Source organism: Roseovarius sp. B08 (genome assembly GCF_051417955.1).
Lineage (GTDB): Bacteria > Pseudomonadota > Alphaproteobacteria > Rhodobacterales > Rhodobacteraceae > Roseovarius.
The window spans coordinates 3,576,411-3,600,603 of the sequence record NZ_JBPRLW010000001.1 but is presented as its reverse complement, the minus strand read 5'-3'; the positions used below and the strand labels follow the sequence as shown (position 1 = coordinate 3,600,603).

General features: G+C 64.9%; 15 protein-coding genes. 11 read left to right on the top strand and 4 right to left on the bottom strand.

What is annotated here, in order from left to right; translation table 11 throughout:
* Positions 1-190 precede the first annotated feature (190 nt).
* The 4 genes from ACSQ76_RS18260 to ACSQ76_RS18245 all read left to right on the top strand — a co-directional run bounded on the left by ACSQ76_RS18260 (position 191) and on the right by ACSQ76_RS18245 (position 6,267).
* A complete protein-coding gene (locus ACSQ76_RS18260) occupies positions 191-1,528 on the top strand; it encodes a TolC family protein (protein WP_437157674.1) in 1,338 nt (445 codons plus the stop codon).
* Between the two features lie 26 nt (positions 1,529-1,554).
* The gene (locus ACSQ76_RS18255) at positions 1,555-3,690 is read left to right on the top strand and encodes a type I secretion system permease/ATPase (RefSeq protein WP_306130974.1); all 2,136 of its coding nucleotides are present in this window, start codon (positions 1,555-1,557) and stop codon (positions 3,688-3,690) included.
* A complete protein-coding gene (locus ACSQ76_RS18250; protein ID WP_306130975.1) occupies positions 3,687-4,859 on the top strand; it encodes an HlyD family type I secretion periplasmic adaptor subunit in 1,173 nt (390 codons plus the stop codon). The genes ACSQ76_RS18255 and ACSQ76_RS18250 overlap by 4 nt, the downstream gene beginning before the upstream one ends.
* Positions 4,860-5,013: 154 nt before the next feature.
* Entirely contained in the window at positions 5,014-6,267 is a 1,254-nt protein-coding gene (locus ACSQ76_RS18245) for a BamA/TamA family outer membrane protein (protein WP_437157673.1), read from the top strand.
* Positions 6,268-7,400: 1,133 nt separating this feature from the next.
* On the opposite strand, the gene ACSQ76_RS18240 is transcribed toward ACSQ76_RS18245, so the two are convergent.
* The gene (locus tag ACSQ76_RS18240; protein ID WP_437157672.1) at positions 7,401-8,057 is read right to left on the bottom strand and encodes a LuxR C-terminal-related transcriptional regulator; all 657 of its coding nucleotides are present in this window, start codon (positions 8,055-8,057) and stop codon (positions 7,401-7,403) included.
* Positions 8,058-8,217: 160 nt separating this feature from the next.
* A complete protein-coding gene (locus ACSQ76_RS18235; protein ID WP_437157671.1) occupies positions 8,218-10,110 on the bottom strand; it encodes a hybrid sensor histidine kinase/response regulator in 1,893 nt (630 codons plus the stop codon).
* 319 nt (positions 10,111-10,429) lie between these two features.
* Between ACSQ76_RS18235 and ACSQ76_RS18230 the strand changes: the two genes are divergently transcribed.
* The 5 genes from ACSQ76_RS18230 to ACSQ76_RS18210 all read left to right on the top strand — a co-directional run bounded on the left by ACSQ76_RS18230 (position 10,430) and on the right by ACSQ76_RS18210 (position 18,534).
* Positions 10,430-12,133: a BapA prefix-like domain-containing protein gene (locus tag ACSQ76_RS18230; protein WP_437157670.1), complete on the top strand. Its 1,704-nt coding sequence runs from the start codon at positions 10,430-10,432 to the stop codon at positions 12,131-12,133.
* 585 nt (positions 12,134-12,718) lie between these two features.
* Positions 12,719-13,342, top strand: coding sequence for a hypothetical protein (locus tag ACSQ76_RS18225; protein WP_437157669.1), 624 nt, complete (start codon positions 12,719-12,721; stop codon positions 13,340-13,342).
* Positions 13,327-14,604: a hypothetical protein gene (locus tag ACSQ76_RS18220; RefSeq protein WP_437157668.1), complete on the top strand. Its 1,278-nt coding sequence runs from the start codon at positions 13,327-13,329 to the stop codon at positions 14,602-14,604. Before ACSQ76_RS18225 ends, ACSQ76_RS18220 begins: the two co-directional genes overlap by 16 nt.
* Before the next feature lie 648 nt (positions 14,605-15,252).
* Entirely contained in the window at positions 15,253-16,956 is a 1,704-nt protein-coding gene (locus tag ACSQ76_RS18215; RefSeq protein ID WP_437157667.1) for a hypothetical protein, read from the top strand.
* A 108-nt stretch (positions 16,957-17,064) separates the two neighbouring features.
* Complete coding sequence (locus ACSQ76_RS18210; protein WP_437157666.1) at positions 17,065-18,534, top strand: UDP-N-acetylmuramoyl-tripeptide--D-alanyl-D-alanine ligase; 1,470 nt, start codon at positions 17,065-17,067, stop codon at positions 18,532-18,534.
* Here ACSQ76_RS18210 and ACSQ76_RS18205 read toward each other — a convergent pair.
* A complete protein-coding gene (locus ACSQ76_RS18205) occupies positions 18,492-21,788 on the bottom strand; it encodes a CapA family protein (RefSeq protein WP_437157665.1) in 3,297 nt (1,098 codons plus the stop codon). The two genes, ACSQ76_RS18210 and ACSQ76_RS18205, sit on opposite strands and share 43 nt — an antisense overlap.
* Positions 21,789-21,930: 142 nt before the next feature.
* Positions 21,931-22,224, bottom strand: coding sequence for a hypothetical protein (locus tag ACSQ76_RS18200; protein ID WP_437157664.1), 294 nt, complete (start codon positions 22,222-22,224; stop codon positions 21,931-21,933).
* A 233-nt stretch (positions 22,225-22,457) separates the two neighbouring features.
* On the opposite strand from ACSQ76_RS18200, the gene ACSQ76_RS18195 reads away from it, so the two are divergent.
* Positions 22,458-22,739, top strand: a complete 282-nt coding sequence (locus tag ACSQ76_RS18195; protein ID WP_437157663.1) for a hypothetical protein — start codon at positions 22,458-22,460, stop codon at positions 22,737-22,739.
* Between the two features lie 257 nt (positions 22,740-22,996).
* Positions 22,997-24,190 carry an efflux RND transporter periplasmic adaptor subunit gene (locus ACSQ76_RS18190; protein ID WP_437157662.1) on the top strand — a complete coding sequence of 398 codons (1,194 nt, stop codon included), beginning with the start codon at positions 22,997-22,999 and terminating at the stop codon, positions 24,188-24,190.
* Positions 24,191-24,193: the final 3 nt, after the last annotated feature.

The window sequence follows — 24,193 nt, the reverse complement described above, 5'->3', positions numbered from 1 at the left end:
TAACGTTGCAGGCTATTGAGACTAAATGGGATAGTGCACTACATCCAATTCGGTGGTAATTGTTCCTTGCAATGCTTTCGGCTGTAAGAGATCTTTTACTTGCGGTTGAATTGTGTATCTTGATTAAGCGTGGGGTTGAATATCAGGGGGTGCCGTCCTTTTACAGGGCCGGCGCCAGTGGTGTCGTGGGATGAGCAAGCAGCGCGAGCTGTCATTTCGTAGGGGGCGCGCTTTCGAAAGCAATGACCGGGGCCGTTCCGCCGCGGCTGCCTTCGATGCTTTGAACCGGCCGGTTGCGGTCATTGCCCTGTCTTTCCTTTTCATTCTTGCCATTGCCAGCCCGGTGCGGGCGCAGATGTCGCTGCAGGAGGCGGTTCTGCTGGCCGCGCAGACGGATCCGGGCGTCGAGGCGCTGCGGCAGGAGGTCGCGATAAAGAGCGTGGATATCGACGCCGCGCGCGACGCCTATTTCCCCGCGATCAGCCTGTCCGGTGAAACCAGTACGACCGCCAGCGACGGGCCCGGCCTGGTGCTGAGCGTCACGCAGCTGCTTTTCGACTGGGGCAAGACGAAGGCGGAGATCGAGCAGGCCTCGCAGGTGCGGGTGCAGGCGATGGCCGACCTGAAGATGGCGGTGGAGGACCTGTCCTTCGAGATCGCGGGATATTTCCTCGATGTCGAGGTGCTGGATCGCAAGATTGCCTATACCCGGGAATACATGAGCTTTTCCCGCCGCCTGGCGGGACAGGCGCAGGACCGTGCCAGGGGCGGTGTCGGCGACAACAGCGAGGTCGCGCGCGCCCGGCTGGAGATCGCGCGCGCGGAAGAGCAGATGTCGCAGCTCTTGGCGAACCGGCAGATCGCGCTGGCGCAGCTGGAATATCTGGTGGGCCGGCCGCTGGGCGATGTGCGCAGGCCGCCCGCGATCGGGTTTGCGCAGCATTACGGGTCAGTCGAGAAGATCCGCGCCGCCATCCGGATCGCGCCGGAATACACCGCCGCCCGGGCCGAGGTGGCGGAGGCCGAGGCGGGGATCGATACCGCGAAGGCGCAGCGCTTTCCCACCATCAACCTGCAGGCGCAGGGACGCGCGGACCTGAATGGCGGTGACACGCAGACCGCGCTTGGAATCTCGGCCGGGGTCGATCTGAATTCGCGCGGCTTCGGCCAGCGGCAGATCCAGAGCGCGCGGCTGGAGCTGGAAGGCGCGAAGGCGTCGATGCGCGGGGTGGAGCGCGAGTTGCTGAACACCACGACAACCGCGCTGGAGCGGCTGCAACTGTTGCGGACGAGCGAACGCTCGAAAGCGGCGCAGCTGGTGGAATCGGAAAAGGTGCTGGCCTCGTACGAAGAGCAGTTCATCGCGGGACAGCGCGAGATTCTGGACCTGCTGACCACGGGGCGTGACCTTTACGACGCGCAGATCGACGAGATCGATACCTATGACGAGAGAAAGAGGACCGAGTACGAGTCCGCCAGGGACCTTGGTGTCCTTGGCACGATGCTGTCGGCGGGCACGGTAAGATGACGACGGGAAGACACGGGGAAAACGCGATGACTGATGCGGAATTGCACGATCCGCTTGTATTGGGGCTGTTGCAGCTGTGCAGGATCCAGGGCGTCACGACCTCCTCGGCTCAGCTGACCGAGGGGCTTCCGCGGGAGGCGGGCAGCCAGTTGTCCGCGGACCTGGCGCCGCTGGCGCTGAGACGGGCGAACATGAGCTGCCGGACGACGCGCGAACCGCTGCAGTCGCTGCCGGAGCACAGCTTTCCGGTGCTGGCGTTCCTGAAGAACGGCCGCACGGTCATCGTGGAGGCCTACAAGGAGGGTCGGGCCAAGGTGCTGTTGCCGGAATCCGGCGGTGGCAGGGCGGTCTGGACCGCCGAGGAACTGGACCGGCTGCGCGACGACAGGGTCCTGATCTCGAAACCCATCGACATCGTGTCGGGCCGCCTGGATGGCAAGAAAGAAGGGCGCGGGCACTGGTTGACGGGGCCGGTCTGGGAGAACTGGTGGATCTATCGCGACGTGATGATCGCCTCGATGGCAGCAAATATCCTTGCGGTGGCCACGGCGCTGTTCTCGATGCAGGTTTATGACCGCGTGGTGCCCAACAACGCGATGGATACGCTATGGATCCTGGCCAGCGGTGTCGGCATCGCCATCGTTCTGGAGCTGATTCTGCGCCTGATGCGGTCGTCGCTGGTGGACGTGTCGGGACGGGACCTGGACCTGCGTCTGTCGGCGCAGCTTTTCGACAAGGTCGCGAACATGCGGCTGATCAACCAGCCGGCCTCGACCGGGGTGTTTGCCAACCAGGTGCGGGATTTCGGCACGGTGCGGGAGTTCTTTACCTCGAACACCGTGACGGCGATTTGCGACCTGCCGTTCGTGATCATCTTTCTTGGCGTGATCTGGTTCATCGGCGGACCCATCGCGCTGGTGGTGCTGGCGGGCGTGATCCTGACCGTGCTGCCGGGGCTGCTGATGCAGAAGAAACTGGCAAACGCCTCGCGCGAGAACACGCGGGAGGCGGCGGCGCTGAACGGCCTGCTGCTGGAGACGATCACGAACCTGGAGACGGTCAAGGCGGCCCGGGCCGAAGGACGGCTGCAGCGGTCGCACGCACAACTGACGGCCACCATGGCGACCACGGCAGTCAAGACCCGCAACCTGACCGCGCTGATGACGCAGCTTGTCAGCACGGTGCAGCGGCTGGCCTATGCGGGCGTGGTGATCGTCGGGGTGTACCTGATCGGCGCCGGGGAACTGACCGTGGGCAGCCTGATCGCCTGTACGCTGTTGTCGACCCGCGCGATGTCCCCGATGGGGCAGGTGGCCGGGCTGCTGGCGAAATGGCAGCAGGTGCGTGCGGCGATGGAAGGGCTGAACGAGATCATGAAGCTGCCCGTGGAGCGGCCGACGGACCGGCATTTCGTGCGCGCCACGGACATGAAGGGCGATTACCAGATCCAGGACGTGGTGTTCCGCCACGATCCGCAGGCACCGCCAGTTCTGGCCATTCCCGAACTGAAGATTGGCGCCGGAGAACGCATAGCTATGCTGGGCGGGAACGGGGCTGGCAAATCCACGCTGCTGCGGCTGCTGGCCGGCCTGACCGATCCGCAGGCGGGCAGTGTGCTGGTAGACAACCTTGCGATGAGCCAGATCGACCCGATCGACCGGCGGCGCCAGATCGGCTATCTGCCGCAGAGCGTCGCCCTGTTCCAGGGAACGCTGCGGGAAAACCTGCTGCTGGATCACGGGCTGCATTCCGACGCGGAATTGCTGGAGGCTCTGGACGCTGTGGGGCTTGGCACGTTCGTGCGGCAGCATGTGCGGGGTCTCGACCTGCAAATCCAGAGCAACGCGAATGTCTCGGGCGGTCAGCGGCAGTCCATCGGGCTAGCCCGCGTGCTGCTGCAGGACCCCAGGGTGGTGTTGCTGGACGAGCCGACCTCGGCCTTCGACCACGTGACCGAAGCGAAAGTGATCAGCTATCTGAAGGAGTGGCTGAAGGGGCGCACGGCGATCATCGCGACGCACAAGCGCGAGCTGTTGGGGCTGACGGAACGAGCGCTTGTTCTCAAGGACGGCAGGGTCGCGCGTGATGGCGACCTGTTGCAGATACTGAACGCGGCGCGCGCCAACACGGCACAGAAGAAACCGGTGCAGGCAGTGACATGAGCCACGCGGAGCTGGAAACCACGAGCCATCTGGACGGCACCTATCGTCGTCAGACGCTGCGGCGGGCGCGCTGGGTGATCCGCACTGTGGTTCTGTCGCTGATCATCGCCGTGGCCTGGGCGGCGATGGCCGAGATCAACGAGATCACGCGCGGCGATGGACGCGTCGTCCCCCTGCGGCGGTTGCAGTCGATCCAGAGCCTGGAGGGCGGTATCCTGGCGGAACTGCATGTCAGCGAAGGCGACATGGTGGAGGAGGGCCAGCTGATCGCGCGGCTTGATCCGACGCGGTCGGAGACGGCCTTCAACTCGACCCAGGCCGAGATCACCGCGCTGACGGCGGAGGTCAAGCGGCTGGAGTCGGAGGTTCTGGAAGTGCCGGAACTGGATTTCGGGCCGAACCCGACCGAGACCGAGGCCACCGAATTGCGCCTGTTCGAGGCGCGGCGCAAGAAGCTGGACGCCTCGCTGGCGTCGCTGGAGGAGGAGCGCGAGACGGTCCAGAGCCAGATCGACATCACCAGCCCACTGGCGGCCGGCGGCTCGGTCAGCCAGATCGACCTGTTGCAGCTGCGCCAGCAAAAGGCCGAGCTGGACGGGAAGATCAACGAGGTGCGCAACGCCTATGTGCAGGAAGCCTACAAGGATCTTGCAACGCGGCGCGCCAAGCTGACGACCTTGCGGCAGGACCTGATCCAGAAGCGCGACGAGTTCCAGCGGACGGAAATCAAGTCGCCGGTGTCGGGGCGGGTGAACAACATCAAGATCACCACGCTGGGCGGCGTCGTGCAGCCGGGCGAGCCGATCATGGAGATCACCCCGACCGACGACCAGTTGCTGATCGAGACCAAGGTCAAGCCGCAGGACGTGGCCTTTGTCGCGCCGGGAATGCCGGCGAGCGTCAAGATCACGGCCTATGATTTCGCGACCTATGGCGACCTGCTTGGCGTGGTCGAGCAGATTTCCGAGGATACGGTCGAGGAAGAGACCGCGCAGGGGATGCAGGATTTCTATCGGGTGATGGTGCGCACCGAGAGCAGCTATCTGAAGAGCTTTGGCGAGGAATACGCGATTCGTCCGGGCATGGTCGCCCAGGTCGATATCGAAAGCGGGAAACGTTCCATCCTGAGTTACCTGACGCGGCCGCTGACCCGTGCTAGATTGAGATAGACGCTCCGAAAGGGGCAGGCCGGAGCGTGACGCGGGGGGCGCGGCCACGCAACGGTTTACTGGAAAGAAAGAAGAATATGCTGCCGCCAGAAATCGTTTCTTCCCGGCGATTCCCGGGGTAAACCTTTGTTTCGCCGTGCTTTTCGTCTGTGGCATGTCGCTGACGCCAGCGGCGTTCGCGCAATCGGTCCGAACGTTCGAGAGGGTCGAGGTACGCGGCGCGGAGTTCATCCCCGAACAGGATATTAAGGATACCTGCGGTGCGGTGCCGAACGTGCCTTACCTGGAGCTGGAGTTGCGGGCGATCGAGGAATGCCTGATGTCGACGGGCGTGTTCGAGAGTGTCGCGCTGGTCCCCGAGGGGGACACGCTGGTGATCGAGGTCGAGGAGCTGAACACGCGCCCCGGACGGATCGAGGGATCCATCGCCTATGCATCCGATGACGGGCTGATCGCGGGCCTGTTCTTTGAGCGGTACAACCTGTTTCCCGACACCTACGGGTCGGCCCGCGTAGAGGTGAACGAAGACGTCAATCGCGTACTGGGGCAGCTGTATCGCGTGGACGTTTTCGGCGATTCCATCGACCTTGGTTTCAAGGCCGGGTGGGAAGACACGTCCTATGACGACCACGCCTTTTCGCAGGAAACCTACCAGGCGGAGGCCTATCTTGCCTGGACGCCGAACGAGGCGACACGGTTCGAGGCCGGGCTGGGATACCGCGATCACCGGCTGTACGACGTGGCGCCGGCGACCAGCGCGCTGTTGCTGAAGGAGCGGACCTCGGGCATCGAGGCGCCATATCTGCGGCTGGGCCTGGAGCACAGTTCGATGACCGCGGAAGATACCGGGTGGTCCTCCATGGAATACAGCGTGGGGCTGGACCATTACTTCTGGAACCTCGGGACCAGTGACCGTCTTTCCGATTTCAGGCTGGAGACACGGTCTTATGTGCCGCTGTCATCGAGGATGCGCCTGGTGTTTGGCCTGGATGCGGGAACGGTTTCGAGCCTGGGCAGCAATCCCAGCCGCGCCGTCGACCGGTTCGCGTCAGGCGCGAACGGGTTTCGCGGCTTCGCGCCGCGGGGAATCGGCCCGCGCGACCAGGGTGCTGCGCTGGGCGGACAGAATTACCTGGTGTCGACCATAGAACTGCAGCGGAACCTGGAGGACATATTCGAGGCGCCGCTGATCGGGGGGCTGTTCTGGCAGACCGGTGGGGTCTGGGACCTCGATGATACGCTGGGCGGCTCGATCGACGACAGTTTTCACAAGCGCAGTTCCGTCGGGGTGTCGGTATCGTTCGAAGTGGGCAAGACGCCTGTTTCGGTTTTCGTCGCCGTGCCGGTCGAGAAGGAACCGGGCGACAAGGAACAGCTGTTCGGCCTGAGCCTGACCACGAATTTCTGAGTGCGGGCGAGCCGCCGCGGGGATCGTGGCCTGGTGGGCGAATCATCGGGGTTTTCAAGGTGTTGCCAGCACGCGTGCGCGCAGGAAATGCAGCGCGCCGTTCGGTTTGCCGGGGTGCGGAGCCCGTGGGGCGGCAAGCATGACGCTTGGACCGAGCGCGGTATCGGAGCCATTGTTTACAGGGCTTTTGCAAGGAGGAGCAGGTTTGGCGTCATTGGAGTTACATACAAAAGAATGGTAAAGTGATAAAATACTAGTAAAAAGAATGTCTGTATTGTAGAAAGTATGTAATCCGGAGCGTCAGGAAAGCTGCCGTTTTACGCGACGTCCGGACCTTTTTTATCTGGTTTCGGTTCGTTCCGACGCCGCAGGGGATGTTGGTATCAGGATGAAATGGCTTCGATCCGCTCGGGCGAATTACGGGCCCTCTTCGGCGCCCAGTCTTGCCGACCGCATTTTTCACCGCACCGAAGACGAGATGGAGCGCGCGTGCTGCCTGCGCGCGGATGTCATCGGGCTGCTGCGTGTCAATCGGGATGCTGCCATTTCTGCGTGTACCAATCGGAGGAACAGGCGGACATCGACACCTGTCGACTGGATTTCCCGGGTTGGTTCAGGGGCGGCCCAAGACGTTGCGTGGGGTTCATGACAGAGATTTTCGAAGGGGATGTTTCATGCTGCTGTATAATTTCGAAATGGAAACCGCGATACCCGTCGCCGGACAGGCCCCGCGGGAGGAGCGGAGGGTCCTGGCCTTTCTCGACTGGGACCATCTGCCCTATGAGCTGAGCCGGCCCGGACAGGGGTTTCGGATGTGGCTGTTGCGCGGGGAGGATTCGGACCGTGCGATGGGCCTTTTGCGAAAGTGCCAGGCGCCGCTGGACGTGTTGATCGTCGACGAGGATTTCTTCGGCTTTCCCGAGGATGCCGCCGACATCTGCCTGCAGATCCGCCGCATGTATCCGGATATCCGCATCGTCGGGATAGAGAGCGAGATGGTCGAGGGCGACTCGGTTTTGATGTCGCTGGGGCTGTGCGACCGGACGTTGCCGGCGGCCCCCGATGCCGGGGCGATCGCGGGCACGCTGATGGCGCTGGACGCAACCCGGCCGCACGCGGGGGGGCGCCACCCGTCAGATGTAGTTCATGTCCCGCGCCACGATGACCGCCTGCGTGCGGTTGCTGGCGCCCAGCTTGGTGCAGATCGACTTGACGTGCATCTTGACCGTCGCCTCGGCCAGCGACAGCGCCTCGGCGATCTCGCGGTTCGGGCGGCCCTCGGTCAGAAGGCCGAGAACGTCCATCTCGCGGTCGGAAAGCGGGGCCTTGGTGGTGCCGCGCGACTTGAGCCGCTGCTGATCGATCAGTTCCACCGGAACGTACCGGCCCCCCGCCGCCATGAAGCGGATTTCGTTGGCCAGGTCCTTGAGCGACGCGGTCTTGAGGATCACGCCGGAGCTGCCCATCTGGAGGATTTCGGAGATCACCTGCGCGGCAGGATCACTGGTGAGAAGGCCGGTCGGGCGGCCGCTGTTCGCCTCCATCGCGCGGGCGAGCCCCGATGTGCCGTTCATACCGGGCATGTTGAGGTCGACGAGAACCAGATCGAACGGACCTTCGCTGGAGATGATCGACAGGGCCGTGTCGAGATCGGGGGCGGTGGTGACCTCGAAATCGGGCAGGTTGGAAAAGAAATGCTCGAACATCTCGAGCACCAGGGCATGGTCGTCGGCAATCAGCACACGAATGACCGACGCCTGGAAACTTCCAGATGATGCAGCTGTCGTCACGCGTTTTTCCTCTGCGCAGTTGGTTGCCCTTCGGCATCATTGATGTGCCATCCGGCAAGATGGCGGAGACCTCTAAAACAAAAACTAATGCTGCATAAAGAAGATCACGCGCGAAAAACAAAGGTGTGCGATTTTTGCGACATTGCGTTGCTCAAGAGCCTCAGTCGAGCCGCTCAAGGGCGTTTTGCGTTTCTTGTACGGCAGCTTCCAGCTGGTGGACGCCCGGTTCGATTGATTGTCGGCTTTCCAGTGCCAGCTCGACCGCGCGCAATCCCTTCTCGACCGTCGCCAGTCCCGTAAGCGTACACGCGCCGGTGGCCGCGTGCAACATGCGGCCCGTATCCTGGCCGATGCCGTCGTCGCGCAGGCGGGACAGCACATCGGAAGCCTCGTTCAGGGCGCGTTGCATGAAGGAGATGGCACCGGATTTCCCGAACTGCTCGAGCAGGTCGTTGACGACGTAGCTGTTGAGCGGGCCCGGCGGCGCCTGCGGTGCGCTGGCCGGCGTCGGGGCCGCGGGGGCCGCCGCGGCGTCATCCGCGCGGGTGGAATCGAGCACGTTCAGGATGACTTCGCGCAGGATGGCGGGGCGCACCGGTTTCTCGATGACTTTCTCGATGCCGCCGGCGTGACAGGCGTCGACGATCTTCTGGCCGACATGCGCGGTGAGCGCGATGATCGGGCCGGTCCAAGGCGCGCTGATCGCGTTGCGGGCGCGGTGTGCGAATTCGACACCGGTCATGTAGGGCAAGGTCATGTCGGTGATGATGAGGTTCAGCCTGTCGCGCACGTCCGGGCTGTCCAGCAGCGACAGCGCCTCGGCTCCGTTTCCCGCCGCCCAGACCCGGGCGCCCGCGCTCCTTAGGACCTGTCCGATCCAGTCGCGGCTGGAGGGGCTGTCCTCGACCAGGATGATGCCGATGCCGGACAAGTCCCCCTCTGGGGCCCCGCCGTGGTACGCCGCGGCCTCGGGGAGGATGTCTCTTTTGCCCTGGAGCAGGGGAATCGTGACTTCGATCACGGTGCCGATCACCGCGCCGGCCGGGTCGTCCCCGGCGTGGCGGTCTTCGAGGTCGAGCTTTCCGCCAAGCTGACGCAGGGCGTGGGCCAGTACGTTCAGGCCGGCCGAAGGTCGGTCGGGCCGGGGCGCGGTGGCGCGACCGAGTGACCTGGTCTGGCCCAGAGCCTCGTACAAACGCGCCTTCTGATCGTCCGGGAGCCCGCCGCCGAGATCCTTGACGACGAGGGATATCCTGAGGCTGTCCTGAGTGCCGTCGGCCGAGGGCAGGGCGCGGCAGGTCAGGATAATCTCGACCTCGCTGCCACCGTGTTTGGCCGCGTTGTCGATCACGTTCTGGAACAGGGCGCGCACGAACTGAACCGGGCCGTGGACCCAGATATCCTCGTGCGGGTCGAGCCGCAGTTTCAGTTCGACGTCGCGCTGCCGGGCGATCGGGCCGATCACCACGAGCATCGACCTGAGTTCCTCGGTGATGTTGAAGGTCTCGTCGGGGCGGATGCCTGCGAGGCTCTGGTCGCCGCGAATGACGCCGAGCACGTTGCTGATGTGATCGAGCGCCACCTCGGAGGAGTGCCGGAGCTGGTCGCGGTCCCGTTTCCTTTCCGCTTCGGTGGCGTGCTCGGTCTCGATCATCTTTTCGGCGGTCGCCAGGAGCGACTGGATCGGGGTGCGCAGGTCGTGTGCGACGCGCAACAGGGTGGCCGAGCGGGACCGGTTGCGCAGCCAGGACGCCTCGTGGTCGTTCTCGGCCAGGCGCAGCAGGTAGCCGTCGCGCGCGCCGAGGGAGATATGCACCACCTCACCCTCAAGCTCCATCGTGCCGAGCGAGAGCGAGGCGGCGGTGCTGCCGGCGCGGTGGGCTTGCGTGCACAGGGTTGTCCAATCGAGCTTTTCCCGGAGTGTCGCCTGATTGAGGCCGAGCCGCTGCGCGGGCGGGTTGGCAAGGAGCACCTTGCCGCTGTCGCTGGCCAGCAGGGACGGTCGGCGATCCGTCGCGATCATGCGCGCGATCGTCTGGATCACCGGGCGCATGCTGAACTCCGGCTTGGCGGATGGCCTGGACGTGTCGGAGATCATACGCGTTTTCATCCCGTTACGATAATCGCAATGGCGGATCGACGGCCTCGGCGGCTGTCGCGTTCAGTCTCTCCGAAATCGCAGTCGCGAGAAACAGGTGCGTGTTCTTCGCGCGGAGGTTCTTGCGAAGCTGGCAGGAGTGCAACACCGAAGGATATAGTGTCTAGACAAAAGTTTAATATTGATACATACATTTGATATGTAATTTGCCGTGGGGGCAATCCTAAGTTTGTGATTCTGGCCTCAGGGGGCCTTGTGAAAAAGGATGTAAGATATGGCGATGAGTGGACAGGTGGCAGGTGATGCGGTGGATGTCCAACTTTCGGTCAACCGCGACAGCGTGAGCCGATTTACGAGGTCCGGGGACGACCTGATGGTCGAACTGACCAATGGCGACACCATTCGGATCGAAGATTTTTACGGCGGCGCCGCGAACGGAGAGGCGCATCGCCTTATCTATGCGGATGGCAGCTATAGCGGCGTGGAAGGCGTGATGGGCGAGGAGGCCGTCGCAGGCCTTGGCCAGGGCTTCGGGATGAACGGCCTTGGGGCCGGGCTGGCGGCCGCGGCGGGCATCGGGGGCATTGCCCTGGCGTCGCACCTGGATGACAGCAACGGCGGCGAGACGCTGGATCCCGATCCCGACCCGGAGCCCGATCCCGACCCGGAGCCCGATCCGGATCCGGAACCCGATCCCGACCCGGAGCCTGATCCGGACCCGGAGCCGGAACCTGACCCCGATCCGGAGCAGACGACCGGCGTTCTCGACTCGGTCATTGCCGACGATGGCATTCTTGGCCCCGTCACCGGCAACGACGGCGGCCTGGGCGCGATCACGGGGTCGGAAGGTTTGCTGGGGACGCTGGCCGGCGATGACGGATTGCTGAGCCCGGTGACCGGCAGCGAGGGTCTTCTTGGTTCCCTGTTGGGGGCGGGACTGATCGGTGACGGTTCGATGTCGGACGACCCGCTGGACAGTGTGACGGACGGATTGCTGGGAGAGGAGTCGCTTCTGGGCGGTCTGCTCGGAACGACGGGTCTGACCTCTGGCCTGGCCGAACCGGACGGCGTTGTCGGCGGCCTGTTGACGGAGGACGGACTGGTCGGCGGCTTGTTGACGGAGGATGGTCTTGTCGGCGGCCTGTTGGCCGAAGACGGGCTTGCCGGCGGTTTGCTGGGTGGCGACGGCCCGGTGGGCGGTCTTTTGGGCACCGAGGGCCTGGCCGGCGGTCTGCTGGGCGAGGACGGCCTTGTCGGTGGCCTGCTTGGCGACGAGGGGTTGCTGGGTGGCGTGACCGGAGAAGAGGGCCTGCTCGGCGGTGTGACCGGCGATGACGGTCTGCTGGGTGGGCTTCTGGGCAGTGAAGGACTGGCCGGCGGTCTGCTGGGCGAGGAGGGCCTTGCCGGTGGCCTGCTTGGCGACGAAGGGTTGCTTGGAGGCGTGACCGGAGATGAGGGCCTGCTTGGCGGCGTGACCGGGAATGACGGTCTGCTGGGCGAGGACGGTCTTGTCGGTGGCGTGCTTGGCGACGAAGGGTTGCTGGGTGGCGTGACTGGCGAGGACGGTCTGCTGGGCGGCCTGCTTGGCGGTAAGGATGACCTGCTGGGTGGCGTGACTGGAGAGGACGGGCTGTTGAGCGGCCTTACCGGGGATGACGGTCTTCTCGGCGGCCTGACCGGAGGGTTGCTCGGTGGCGAAGGCGGCGGGCTGCTTGATCCGGCGATTGCCGATGGCGGTCTGCTGGGCGATGTGACCGGGAACAGCGGCGTGCTGGGCGACGTGACCGGGAATGACGGCCTTCTCGGCGACGTGATCGGTGACGAAGGGGTCGTGACGGAAGTGACCGACCTCGTGCTGCTGACGGATGGTGATTCGTCGGGCTCCGGCGGCCTGCTCGGCGGTTTGCCCGGTGGCCTGCTGGGAGGCGATGACGGCTTGCTCGGTGGTCTTCTCGGAGCAGAAGACTCCCTCATCTGATCCGACTTGCCGGATCGGCACCTTGACGCCCCGCCTTTTGGTGGGGCGTTTTTTATGCCGAGAGGTGGGCGGCGGCCCTGATTTTTGGAGTGTTTTGCTGCGGACGCCGGAAAATCGCCATGAATGGCGTGCAGAAGTCTTGACTTTTAGTGCTTTGGGTCGTCTGATATATACTTAAGGATTTCGCACATACTTAAGGCTGTAGATTTCAGGGGCCTGTGCGAGAGGGGGTTGAAACAGGAGTGGAAAACATGGCGAACAGAATTATCCAAGCGTCCCCGACGGAGGTGCGCGTCTTTCTGAATGTCGATCAGACAGGACAGGAAGTTTATACACGGTCCGGCAACGACCTTGTCATTGACCTGGGGGCCGGAGAGACGGTCACGGTCAAGGACTACTACCTGCCGACCGAGAACGGCTCGCTGCACAGCATCGTGTACAGCAACGGCCCGGTCGTCGATGGCGACCCGACCGACGGCGGCGGCCTTGGCGCCGGGTTCTCGGAGGAGGGAATCGCGGCGGCGGTGCTCGGCGGCCTTGGCCTTGCGGCGGTGGCCGCGAGCGGCGGCAGCAGCGCGCCGCTGGATGATACGGATGCTGATGCGGATGCTGACGCCGACGCGGATGCTGACGCGGACGCTGATGCAGATGCTGATGCTGACGCCGATGCTGATGCGGATGCTGACGCCGACGCGGATGCTGATGCGGATGCGGACGCGGATGCCGATGCGGACGCTGATGCAGATGCCGATGCGGACGCTGATGCAGATGCCGACGCTGATGCTGATGCAGATGCCGACGCGGATGCCGACGCCGACGCTGACGCAGATGCCGACGCTGACGCAGATGCCGACGCTGACGCGGATGCCGACGCTGACGCAGATGCCGACGCGGACGCAGATGCTGACGCGGATGCAGATGCTGACGCTGATGCCGATGCTGACGCAGATGCAGATGCAGATGCTGACGCGGACGCAGATGCCGACGCGGATGCTGATGCTGACGCGGATGCCGACGCGGATGCTGACGCGGACGCAGATGCCGACGCGGATGCTGATGCTGACGCGGATGCCGACGCGGATGCTGATGCTGACGCGGATGCAGATGCAGATGCTGACGCGGACGCGGATGCTGATGCTGATGCGGACGCCGACGCAGATGCCGACGCGGACGCCGACGCGGATGTCCAAGGCTTGCTCGATCCGGTGATCGGCGCCGGAGGGCTGCTCTCGGGGGTCACCGATAATGGTGGGCTTCTGGGAGATGTCACCGGCTCGGAAGGGCTGCTTGGCGATCTGGTCGGTGCCGACGGCGCGCTCGGCGAGTTGGGCGATGACCTGTTCGGCCAGCCGATCCTGGGTGACGGCGTGCAGGGTGACGAGACCGGCCTGCTTGATGGCGTGGTTTCCGATAGCGGCCTGCTGGGCGACCTGACCGGAAACGAGGGCGTCCTGGGGGATGTCACCGGGTCCGAGGGCCTGCTGGGTGACCTGCTGCAGAATGACGGAGCGCTCGGCGACGTGACCGGCTCGGACGGGCTGGTCGGTGACCTGATCGGCACCGGGTCCCTGGGCGAGAACGGCATGCCGGATGACGGGATGGGCGGCGACGGGCCTCTGGACGGTCTGATCGGTGAGGACGGCCTGTTGGGCGGTCGTACCGGAGACGATGGTCTTCTGGGCGGTCTGCTGGGAGGCGACGGCGGCCCGCTGGACGGCCTGCTGGGAGGAGACGGCGGCCCGCTGGACGGTCTGACCGGCGACGACGGCCTGTTGGGCGGTCTGACTGGTGAGGACGGTCTGCTGGGCGGTCTGCTGGGAGGCGATGGCGGCCCGCTGGACGGTCTGCTGGGAGGAGATGGCGGCCCGTTGGACGGTCTAACTGGTGAAGATGGTCTGCTGGGCGGTCTGACTGGTGAGGATGGTCTTCTGGGCGGTCTGCTCGGAGGCGAAGGTAGCCCGCTCGACGGCCTGCTGGGCGGCGACGGTGGCCTGCTGGATGGTCTGACCGGTGAAGCCGGCCTGTTGGGTGGTTTGACAGGCGGTCTGCTGGGCGGCGAAGGCAGCCCGCTGGATGGCTTGCTGGGCGGCGAAGGCAGCCCGCTCGACGGCGTGCTGGGCGGCGACGACAGCCCGCTTGACGGCCTGCTGTCCGGTCTGACCGGCTCGGATGCCGGGCTGCTGGATGACGTGGTGTCGGACGGCGGATTGCTGGGCGATGTCACCGGCAACAGCGGCCTTCTTGGCGACGTGACCGGCAATGACGGCCTGTTGGGCGAGGTGATCGGAGACGAGGGGCTGGTGGCGGACGCGACCGACCTGGTGCTGATCACCGATGGCGACCCGTCGGGCGGCGGCGGACTGCTGGGCGGTCTGACGGACGGCCTGCTGGATGGCGGCCTGCTTGACGGCGGCCTGCTGGACGGGCTGACCGGCGGGTTGACTGGCGGGAGCGACGACACGGCCATCTAGGGCCAAGAGAAAATGTTTCCGGGCGGGTCTGCCGCCCGGAAATCATCCGAAAGGGGCGTGGACACGCGCAGACGAGAACCCGGGATCGCTGACCTGACAGACAGGGAGGCGTAGGAGGAGGCCCCCCTGAAAGCCTTCTCCGAGCGCTGGGACGCCCCGTACCGGAGGCGCCCCAGCAGAGAGGCGGATTGTGCCACCCCCCACCACCACTCACCTAGCATGGTCCGCCTCTCTCCATCGAAAGAAGGGAATTACCAGGTGAGGTGATGCATCGCAGTGTTGTGCGAATGATCGCTCAAGTCCAGAGAAATAGGGGGAAATCGCGCTGGCGAGGCGGCGCGGGAAGGCGGTGGAAACTGCGTTCGGGGATCCTGTCAGGCCTTGCAGTCCTGGGTTGATCGGCAAAAGCTTTGCATACCAAAGGCTTGCAAGTTCTCTCCGATCGAGGGGCACGTCACGTGCGGATGCCGGTGGTGTGACAGAGCTGCGACAGATGGTTTTCGCGGGCGAGCAAAAAACAATACGAAAGATTTATCAATACATACTAAAAATATTGACAATATACTTATGGCGTTGAATTACATGCATAAGCTCTGGGTGAGGGTGAGGCCCATCACGGGCCGCTGATAAATGGGAGTGTTAAAGAAAATGGCGAACAGAACGATTCAAGCGTCTCCGGACCAGGCCCGTGTATTCCTGAACATGGATCAGACCGGTCAGGAGAAATACGTACGGACGGGCGATGACCTGGTGATCGACTTTGGCAATGGCAACACGGTGACGGTCAAGGACTACTACGTTCCGACCGAGAACGGGTCGCTGCACAGCATCGTGTACAGCAACGGCCCGGTCGTCGATGGCGACCCGACCGAAGGCGGCGGCCTTGGCGCCGGATTCTCGGAGGAGGGAATCGCGGCGGCGGTGCTCGGTGGCATCGGGCTGGCGGCTTTGGCGGGTGGCGGAAGCAGTAGTGCGCCGCCGGATACGGATGCGGACGCTGATGCCGACGCGGACGCCGATGCCGATGCGGATGCTGACGGGGATGCGGATGCCGACGCTGACGCGGATGCGGACGCCGACGCTGATGCGGATGCCGATGCGGACGCGGATGCAGATGCGGACGCCGATGCAGACGCGGATGCTGACGCGGACGCCGATGCGGATGCAGATGCTGACGCGGATGCAGATGCAGATGCAGATGCTGACGCGGATGCAGATGCAGATGCTGACGCGGATGCAGATGCTGACGCTGATGCGGACGCCGACGCGGATGCCCAAGGGTTGCTCGATCCGCTGATCGGCGCTGGCGGATTGCTGGCCGGCGTGACCGATGATGACGGTGTCCTGGGCGACGTGACCGGTTCGGAAGGGTTGCTTGGTGATCTGGTCGGTGCCGAGGGCGCGCTTGGCGATCTTGGTAAGGAACTTCTGGGGCAGCCGATCCTGGGCGACGGCGTGCAGGGTGACGAGACCGGCCTGCTTGATGGCGTGGTTTCCGATAGCGGCCTGCTGGGCGACCTGACCGGAAACGAGGGCGTCCTGGGGGATGTCACCGGGTCCGAGGGCCTGCTGGGCGACCTGCTGCAGAATGACGGTGCGCTGGGCGACGTGACCGGATCGGACGGGCTGGTCGGTGATCTGATCGGAACCGGCACGCTCGGCGAGAGTGGCACGCCGGGCGGCGGCACCGGCGGTGACGGCCTGCTGGGTGGTCTGACCGGTGAGGACGGCCTGCTGGGGGGTCTGGCCGGTGAGGAAGGTCTGCTGGGTGGCCTGCTCGGAGGCGACGGCGGCCCGCTGGACGGTCTGACTGGTGAGGATGGTCTGCTGGGCGGTCTGCTCGGAGGCGAAGGTAGCCCGCTCGACGGTCTGCTGGGCGGCGACGGTGGCCTGCTGGATGGTCTGACCGGTGAAGCCGGCCTGCTGGGTGGTCTGACAGGCGGTCTACTGGGCGGCGACGACAGCCCGCTGGATGGACTGCTGGGCGGTGAAGGCGGTCCGCTCGACGGCCTGCTGTCCGGGCCGACCGGTTCGGATGCCGGACTGCTGGATGACGTGGTGTCGGACGGCGGGTTGCTGGGCGATGTCACCGGCAACAGCGGCCTTCTTGGCGACGTGACCGGCAATGACGGCCTGCTGGGCGAGGTGATCGGCGACGAGGGGCTGGTGGCGAACGCGACCGACCTGGTGCTGATCACCGATGGCGACCCGTCGGGCGGCGGCGGACTGCTGGGCGGTCTGACCGACGGCCTGCTGGATGGCGGCCTGCTGGATGGCGGCCTGCTGGATGGCGGCCTGCTGGACGGGCTGACCGGCGGGTTGACTGGCGGGAGCGACGACTCGGCGGTATAAGCCGACCGGACCCCGGCCCCGGAGCGCACGCCGCCCGGGGCCGGATATGCCATCCGCCGATATGCGCGCGAGATGGCATGCTGCTTTCCGGGGAAGGGAGATGCCTGCATGCCCGACTGGACATTGAGGACTGTCGCGACGCTCCTGCGCGGGGCCGCGTGGATGCATGTCGAGGACGAGAGCCGGGTCGTCTCGGGCATTTCGACCTATTTTCCGACCTACCGACCCGGCGATATCGTTTTCCTCAGAACGGGCGAGATGGCCTTCGGCATCACGCCGGAGACATTGGCGCGCGAGGGGCTGCGCCCGCGGCTGGTGGTCGTTTCAGACGAGGTGCCGGCGGCGCTGGAGGCGGAAGCGATTTTGCAAGTGCCGAACCCTATGCAGGCGCTGATGCGGCTGGCGCGAGATGCCCGCGGCCGAATCGAGGCGCCGGTCGTGGCGATCACGGGCAGTTCGGGCAAGACATCGACCACGGACCTGACCGCACATGCGCTGCGGTCGCTTGGGCCGGTCTATGCCACGCGCGAGAGTGGCAACCGGCCGAGAGGCGTGGCCTGGAACCTGGGCTGCGCGTCGGAGCGCGACCGGTTCGTGGTGCTGGAGCTTGCAATCGGCGGCATGGCGGACAATTCCAGGCTGGCACGGCCTGACGTCGCGGTGTTTACCAATATTCAGCTGGCACATGTCCTCTATCACCAGGACTTGCGCACGATCGCAAAGCGCAAGGCGCGAATCTTCGAGGGGATGCGCCCCGGCGCGCCGGTGATCCTGAACAGCGGCATGCACGAGGGTGCGTATCTGCAGGAGGTGGCCCGTAACAAGGGGCTGGAGGTGATCCATTACGGTCGCCGGGCTCAGGATCACGTGGTGTTGCTGGGGTTCGATGCCAAACGCGGTGTGGCGACGATCGGCATAGGTGACAGGCGGGTGCAGCTGGCGCATTGTCTTCGGCACGGGCCGCACATGCTGGAGAATTTCATGGCGACCTGTGCGGTGTTTCACGCCTTGGGCCTGCCATTGAACCGGCTGGAAGAGCGCTTTGCGAGTTTTCGCGTCACGCGCGGCCGCGGCGACATGCATCGGCTGCCGGTCCAGGCCGGGGCCTGCGTGCTGCTGAACCATTCCTACAACGCCAATCCGGCGTCGATGCGCGCGGCATTGATCCACCTGCGCAATACGCCCACACAGGGCCGGAGGATCGCGGTGCTGGGGTCGATGGCGGAGCTGGGCGATGTCAGTGCGCAGGAACACGCCAAGCTGGTGGCGTATCTGGGCGAGCTGAAGCTGGACCGTGTCTATACGTTGGGCCCGGAGTTCGATGGCGCGGCAGACCTGCCAGGCCACCGGGCGCTGGGCGGGCCGGAGGGCCTGCGGGAGGTTCTGAAATCCGAAGCGCGGGCAGATGACGTCATCATGGTGAAGGGTTCGAACGCAACGGGGCTCAACCGCGTGGTCGACGCTCTGCTGAAAGAGTGCACGTGCGCAGTTCCCGAAGGGGTGCCGCCGGGCGTTGGCGCGTGGGGCGCGGGGAGTCAGGCGGGTGGCTCTACCGGGATGGGCCGCGGAAACAGGTAGCAGTCGCTGTTCGGTCTTTGGCCGAGGACGCGAAGCTCGATCTGGAGCGCGCCGGGAACGATATGTTCCTGTGCGGGCGGGCGCAGGCCGTAATGATCGTAATAGATCCGTCCCGGCTGCCAGCGGCTGGTGGGTTGCATCCAGTCGCACGGGTCGTGGTCGGTTCCCCGGCCCCATTCGGCCGCTTCCCCGGAACCTTGCGGGATGGCGACGAAGCTGAGGCGGAGGTCTTCCCGGACAGGTTTGGGGCTGGACCACCAGGTCTCGATCCAGAGCATCTGCCGGCAGGTGATCGATGATGGCCGGATCCGCATGCCAAGCAACTGAAGCCCGTTCAGAGACACCGGTGCGATGCGCGCGTCGCCGGGAACGAATCCTGCCTGCCCGAGGGCGGCATCGGGCGTATAACCTGCCAATACGTCGTGACGGTAGCGGTCGGAGGGCCGGATTGCGGGGGCGGCGGTGCTGCCGGAGCGCGGCGCCGAGGGATCGACCCGGACGAAGGCCTGTTCCGCGTTGCGGGTGAGCGCAGTACCCAGTGCATGGCAGGCACTGTCGAAGCTGTCGATGGCCCATGTTGCCGCCTCGCCTTCGAGGCGCTGGCTGAAGCCGTCGCCGATACCGACCGGCACGTATTCGACCCATGCGATCCCGGTCTTGCCCAGGCCGAAGCGGAAAAGCCCGCCGGGCCGGAACCACGCGCGCGGGGTGTCGGACAGCAGGGAGCCGGTGCCGTGGATGATCGGTTTCCCGTGATAGAGTTCGATCCCGTGGAGATGCGCGCCGGTGGTGCCGAGCACGCCGTGGGCGCCGGCATCGACCAGGGCATGGGACAGCGTGCGGATGTCACTGTCCCGTGTCGGGGCGCTTCGCGCGGGCCAATGCACCGAGACGAGGACGATATCGGCGTGCTTGCCGGCAGCCGCGATCCGTTCGCCCATAACGCGGCGCCAGGCCTGCGGATCCCTGGGGGACAGGTAGGCGGTGCCGAAGCCGTCATCGCCGGCGGCGAAGCGATGCTGGGTCGTGTCGACGCTGAGCAAGGCAACGCGAACATTACCCGCGCGGCAGATGACGGGTGCGAAAGCATCCTGCCGGTTCGCGCCGCTCCCTGTGCTGGCGATACCGAGCGCGTCGAGAATTTCATGCTGCTGTTGCAGGGCGGTTGGCCCGTAATCGCCGCTATGAGCGTTTGCCACGGCGACGGCGTCGATTCCGGCGGCGGTCAGGACACGCAGCATCTCGGGGCGGGCGCGATAGTAGAAAGGGCCGTCCTCGCCCTTGTCGATGCCCTGTGTGCCAAGAGTGCTGACGACGCAGTCGAGGTTCACAACCGCAAGGTCGGCGGCGCGCAGTTCGGGAATGTCGAGGACGTTTTCCGCCCCGAGCTGGGCCGTGCGCATATGCTGGCGCCGGCCGAGGTTGACAGCACCGCCCCAGGCCAGCACCGCGTCGGCGGGCAGGGGCAGGTCCCGCGCCGGGGCCGGATCAGATGACGGGAGGGGCGGCGCAACATCGCGGTGCAGGTAATGGCGAAGATAGGCCACGAAACCGGACAGGTAGTGTTCGACATCGTCGATGCGGACCCGGAACGCGTGATGGCGGATGAAGAAGCTGCCCAGAATGCGTTTCGGATTGCGGAAATACATCGCCGTTTCGGGCCAGAAAAACCCGTTCAGCAGATACTGTGCCCGTGTTTCCAGCGCGCGGTAGAACTTGTCGCGGTCGAGATGTTTCAGGAGGTGGCGATGCGCGTCGCTCTGCTCCAGCCGGAGGATCATCTTGTGCGCCGCCATCATCAGTTCCAGCAGCGTCGGGAAGGTGGTGATCCTTTCAATGACGAAGTCGAGATGGGTGGCGACGTTCTGCAGGCCGAAGCGGAAATAACGCTCTTCCGGGCGGTAGAGCGTCAGTTCGTTGACGCAGTAGCCGAGCCAGTGATCGTTGGTGCGCCAGTGTTCCTGTGCGATGAAGTAGTCGAAGGCCTTTTCCACCAGTGCCAGCCAGCGCGGGTCTTTCGTCAGGCCGTAAAGGCGCATCAGGCCGAAAGCGGCCTCGCCGTCGTAATAGATGATGCGGAACCGTTCCTTGACGGAGAGATCCTCGGCGTCGAGGACGTGCGACAGTTGACCGGTGGCAGGGTCCTGCATGTGGGCGATGCCCTGCGCCAGCTGTTCGAGAAGCGGCAGGTGGCGTTCGTCGCCGGTCAGCTCCGTATAGGTGACGAGGGCGAGAAGACAGACCGCGCTGCCGCCCAGTTTCACCTCGTCGTTGACGTCGAGGAGATAGGCGACCCGTTCGCCACCGGGGAGGGTGTATTGCCGGATGAGTCCTTCGGTCAGCAGGCGCAGGGCACGGTCGATCGCGGCCTTGAGCCCGGCGTCGCGGGTGACCTGCCACGCCTCGAGCATGGCATAGACCGTGCTGGCGTGGCGCAGGGTGTTGTAGGCCTTTATCTCGCGGTCGAAGCAGGGGTGAAGGCCGTAGATGAACTGGCCCTCCGGATCCACCTGGGCGGCGAGGAAGCGGCTGGACTGGTCGATCATGTCATCGACCGTGGCCGCGTCGAGTGGATCGACGCGGCGGCGGCCGGTGTCGCGGCCCTCGGTGCCGCCGCTGAACCCGTGCAGGGGCACCGGGGGCCGATCCGGCTGAAGCAGAAAGGCATCGGTGGCGAAGAGGCGCACCGGATCGGTCGGTGCGTCGGGCAGGTGAAAGTCGTGACCGAAGCGGCGCTGGCCGTAGATCTGCGTGTTCTTCGCGTTCAGCCCGCCCTCTTGCCGGTCGTTGCCGAGGTAGAGCATGGCGTTGGCGTTCAGTTCCTGCTCGAGGAAGGCCTGGCGGAAGGCTGGGTCGAGGGCGATGCCGTAGCGGAAATAGTTGCGCTTGCTGAGGGATATGGCGAGCTGGCACTGCTCCCATGTCAGGTTCCAGGTGCGGGTGACCCAATCGACACGAAGCCAGCGGACCTGCGGATCCGGGTCGGGGCAGGCGCGGCGCCACGAATCGAACCGGGACCAGATCGTTTCGGCGTCCGGACCTGTGAAATGCACGACGCGGGCGCGGGTCTTGCCGTCGCAGACCGAAAAGAACACGCGCAGGGGGGCGTCCTGTTCGGCCGAGGCGAGCGCGTATGTCAGCGCCGCACGTGCCTGTGGCAGAAGGGCCGACAGGGGGGCCTCGGGATGGGCTGCGATGGGCGGCACGAGGTCCGCGATGCCGAGCCCTTCAAAGGATGCGTGTGCCTTCGTCATGAGGATCACCAGTACCGCATGGACGTCGACCGGAGCAAGCTGGCGCTAAGGAGCCGGCGCAGGCTCGCGGCGGAGCAGGCTGCGCCCGGCGACCGGATGCCGCTGGGTTCAGTTGGCGCGCGTGGTGCCACGCCGCGTCTCATTATCCTTTGCGCCGGTACGGGGGCCGGTTGGCAGCGCGCGTGCACTGTCCGGTTACGATGAAACGGATCGCCCAGATTGCCAGCACGAGCAGCCCCGTCACCCAGCCGACCAGCACATAGGCGAGCAGCATGGTCCATAGGTTGGCGCCGTGGAGAAACGCGGTGATCGCCGCCGTCGTGCCGCAGATCATGCCTATGAGAACGAGACCCACGAGGTGCCGGCCGTCCTGCTCTGCGCCGCCAGGATCGGGTTCGTGGCATTCGCTGCTGTCGTACCGGTCAATTGCCGCCATGGATTGCCTCTCGACGAATAGCTAAGGTATGGTTTACACAGTAATAAGGCTATATATACAATACATACGTATGTTTTGCAAGCGGAAGTTGCGCGTGTTTGGTTGCATTTTGCTAAAGACGACGGGCGGAATCCGGCAGGTTTTCAAGTCAATCACGTTTGGAATTGAATGGACGCCATACTTTCATCATATCCTTTAGGATGGGTTACTGGAAGACGGTTACGACCACGAAGATGGGCAAGATGCGCAACCGGCGTGACGACATCGAATACCTGCTGTGGCAGGTCAGGAAAATGCAGGCGGAGCAGCAGATCCGACCTTTCGCGTTTCATCGCGCCGTGGTGCTGCTGGTACGCGACGAACGCTTTATCGAGGCGCTTGCGATCTGCGAGTATGTGCGGCGCTGGTGCGTGAGAGCGGAAGCGTATCACGACGGGACTTCGGAGATGATCTGGAAAAGCCCCCGTCTGCGAAACTGTATCGAGCGTATCGATCAGCTTTATGGCAACCTCTGACGCCGGATGCGCCGGGACACGAGCGTTGCCGGTAATGTGATGGAAGGCCGCTTGCGGCGTCTTTATTAACTGCTCATTATCAATGCCTTCGCGCAAAGCGTTCGCAATGATTTCGTACATTGCTTGTTCAGTCTGGCGGGCCGGCGCCGAAGTTAAGCGAGCAGTGAAGGTTTCTGTGGATACTCCAGATCAAAGAGCCTAGGAGACAATCTTGCAGATGTAACGCGGTAGAATCCGCCATCGAGGGTCGAAACGCAATGACGAACCGTTCCATCCTAGCCGTCGTGACAATGGTCCTGGGCTTGACTGTTTCAAGCCTGTTCACCGGGCGCGCAATGTCTCAGCAGGCCCAGGAGCCGGTGCCGGTCGTGGTTGTCACCTTGCAGGCGCAGACGGTGACTCTGACCTCGACGCTTCCCGGTCGGGTCGCGGCGTCGGCGGAGGCGGAGGTGCGTCCGCAGGTCAACGGAATCATTACGGAACGGCTGTTCCGGGAGGGCGCGTTTGTCGAGGCGGGCGAGGCGCTCTACCGCATCGATTCCGCGACCTATTCCGCCGCGGTCGAACAGGCGCAGGCCGCGGTGACGCAGGCCAGGGTCCAGTTGGATGCGGCGGAGGTCGAGGCCGAGCGGCTGGTGGAGCTGCGCGAGCGCAACGTGACGAGCGAGCGGGCCTTCGACGAGGCCAAGGCGGTTCGCGACACCGCCGCGGCTGCGGTGGAGGTGGCCCAGGCGCAGTTGCGGTCGGCCGAAATCGAGCTGGAACGCACCACGATCCGGGCGCGCCTGTCGGGCGAGATCGGCCTGGCGCGGACCAGTCCGGGCGCGCTGGTGACGGCCAGCCAGGCCGAGCCGCTGGCGGTGATCCGGGACATCGATCCGGTTTATGTCGATGTGACCCAATCGGCCGCAGACCTGCTGCGGTGGACCCGCGGGCAGACGGAAGACCAGTTGACCAATGCCGACACGACGGTGCGCCTGACCCTGGCGGACGGGTCGGAATTCGACGAGACGGGCACGATCACCGCCGCGGAGCCGAACGTCGACCCGCAGACCGGCGTGGTCGTGCTGCGCATGCAGTTCGACAATCCCGACCGCCTGTTGCTGCCGGGGATGTACGTGCAGGTCGAACTGCCGGTGGGCACCGCCGAGAACGTACTGTTGGTGCCGCAGGAAGCGGTGCAGCGCGACAGGCGCGGGCGCCCGTTCACCTGGGTGGTGACGGCCGAGAATGTCGTCGAGGAGCGCCAGGTGACCATCCTTCAGGACCGCGGATCCGAATGGGTGGTCAGCGACGGGTTGCAGGACGGCGAGCGGGTGGTCGTCGCCGGTTTCCAGAAGACCGGCGTCGGCGCGACCGTGGCGCCCGAGGAACGCCCGGACCCGGAGGCCGCGCCGGACGGCGAGGACACCGAAGAGCCTGCCGAGGCGGGCGAACAGACATCCCCATAAGGA

Coding starts and splice junctions, on each gene's coding strand:
- ACSQ76_RS18260 (WP_437157674.1), top strand. CDS start 191: ATGAGCAAGCAGCGCGAGCTGTCATTTCGTAGGGGGCGCGCTTTCGAA.
- ACSQ76_RS18255 (WP_306130974.1), top strand. CDS start 1,555: ATGACTGATGCGGAATTGCACGATCCGCTTGTATTGGGGCTGTTGCAG.
- ACSQ76_RS18250 (WP_306130975.1), top strand. CDS start 3,687: ATGAGCCACGCGGAGCTGGAAACCACGAGCCATCTGGACGGCACCTAT.
- ACSQ76_RS18245 (WP_437157673.1), top strand. CDS start 5,014: ATGTCGCTGACGCCAGCGGCGTTCGCGCAATCGGTCCGAACGTTCGAG.
- ACSQ76_RS18235 (WP_437157671.1), bottom strand. CDS start 10,110: ATGCGCCCGGTGATCCAGACGATCGCGCGCATGATCGCGACGGATCGC.
- ACSQ76_RS18230 (WP_437157670.1), top strand. CDS start 10,430: ATGGCGATGAGTGGACAGGTGGCAGGTGATGCGGTGGATGTCCAACTT.
- ACSQ76_RS18225 (WP_437157669.1), top strand. CDS start 12,719: ATGATACGGATGCTGATGCGGATGCTGACGCCGACGCGGATGCTGACG.
- ACSQ76_RS18215 (WP_437157667.1), top strand. CDS start 15,253: ATGGCGAACAGAACGATTCAAGCGTCTCCGGACCAGGCCCGTGTATTC.
- ACSQ76_RS18210 (WP_437157666.1), top strand. CDS start 17,065: ATGCCCGACTGGACATTGAGGACTGTCGCGACGCTCCTGCGCGGGGCC.
- ACSQ76_RS18205 (WP_437157665.1), bottom strand. CDS start 21,788: ATGACGAAGGCACACGCATCCTTTGAAGGGCTCGGCATCGCGGACCTC.
- ACSQ76_RS18200 (WP_437157664.1), bottom strand. CDS start 22,224: ATGGCGGCAATTGACCGGTACGACAGCAGCGAATGCCACGAACCCGAT.
- ACSQ76_RS18195 (WP_437157663.1), top strand. CDS start 22,458: ATGGGCAAGATGCGCAACCGGCGTGACGACATCGAATACCTGCTGTGG.
- ACSQ76_RS18190 (WP_437157662.1), top strand. CDS start 22,997: ATGACGAACCGTTCCATCCTAGCCGTCGTGACAATGGTCCTGGGCTTG.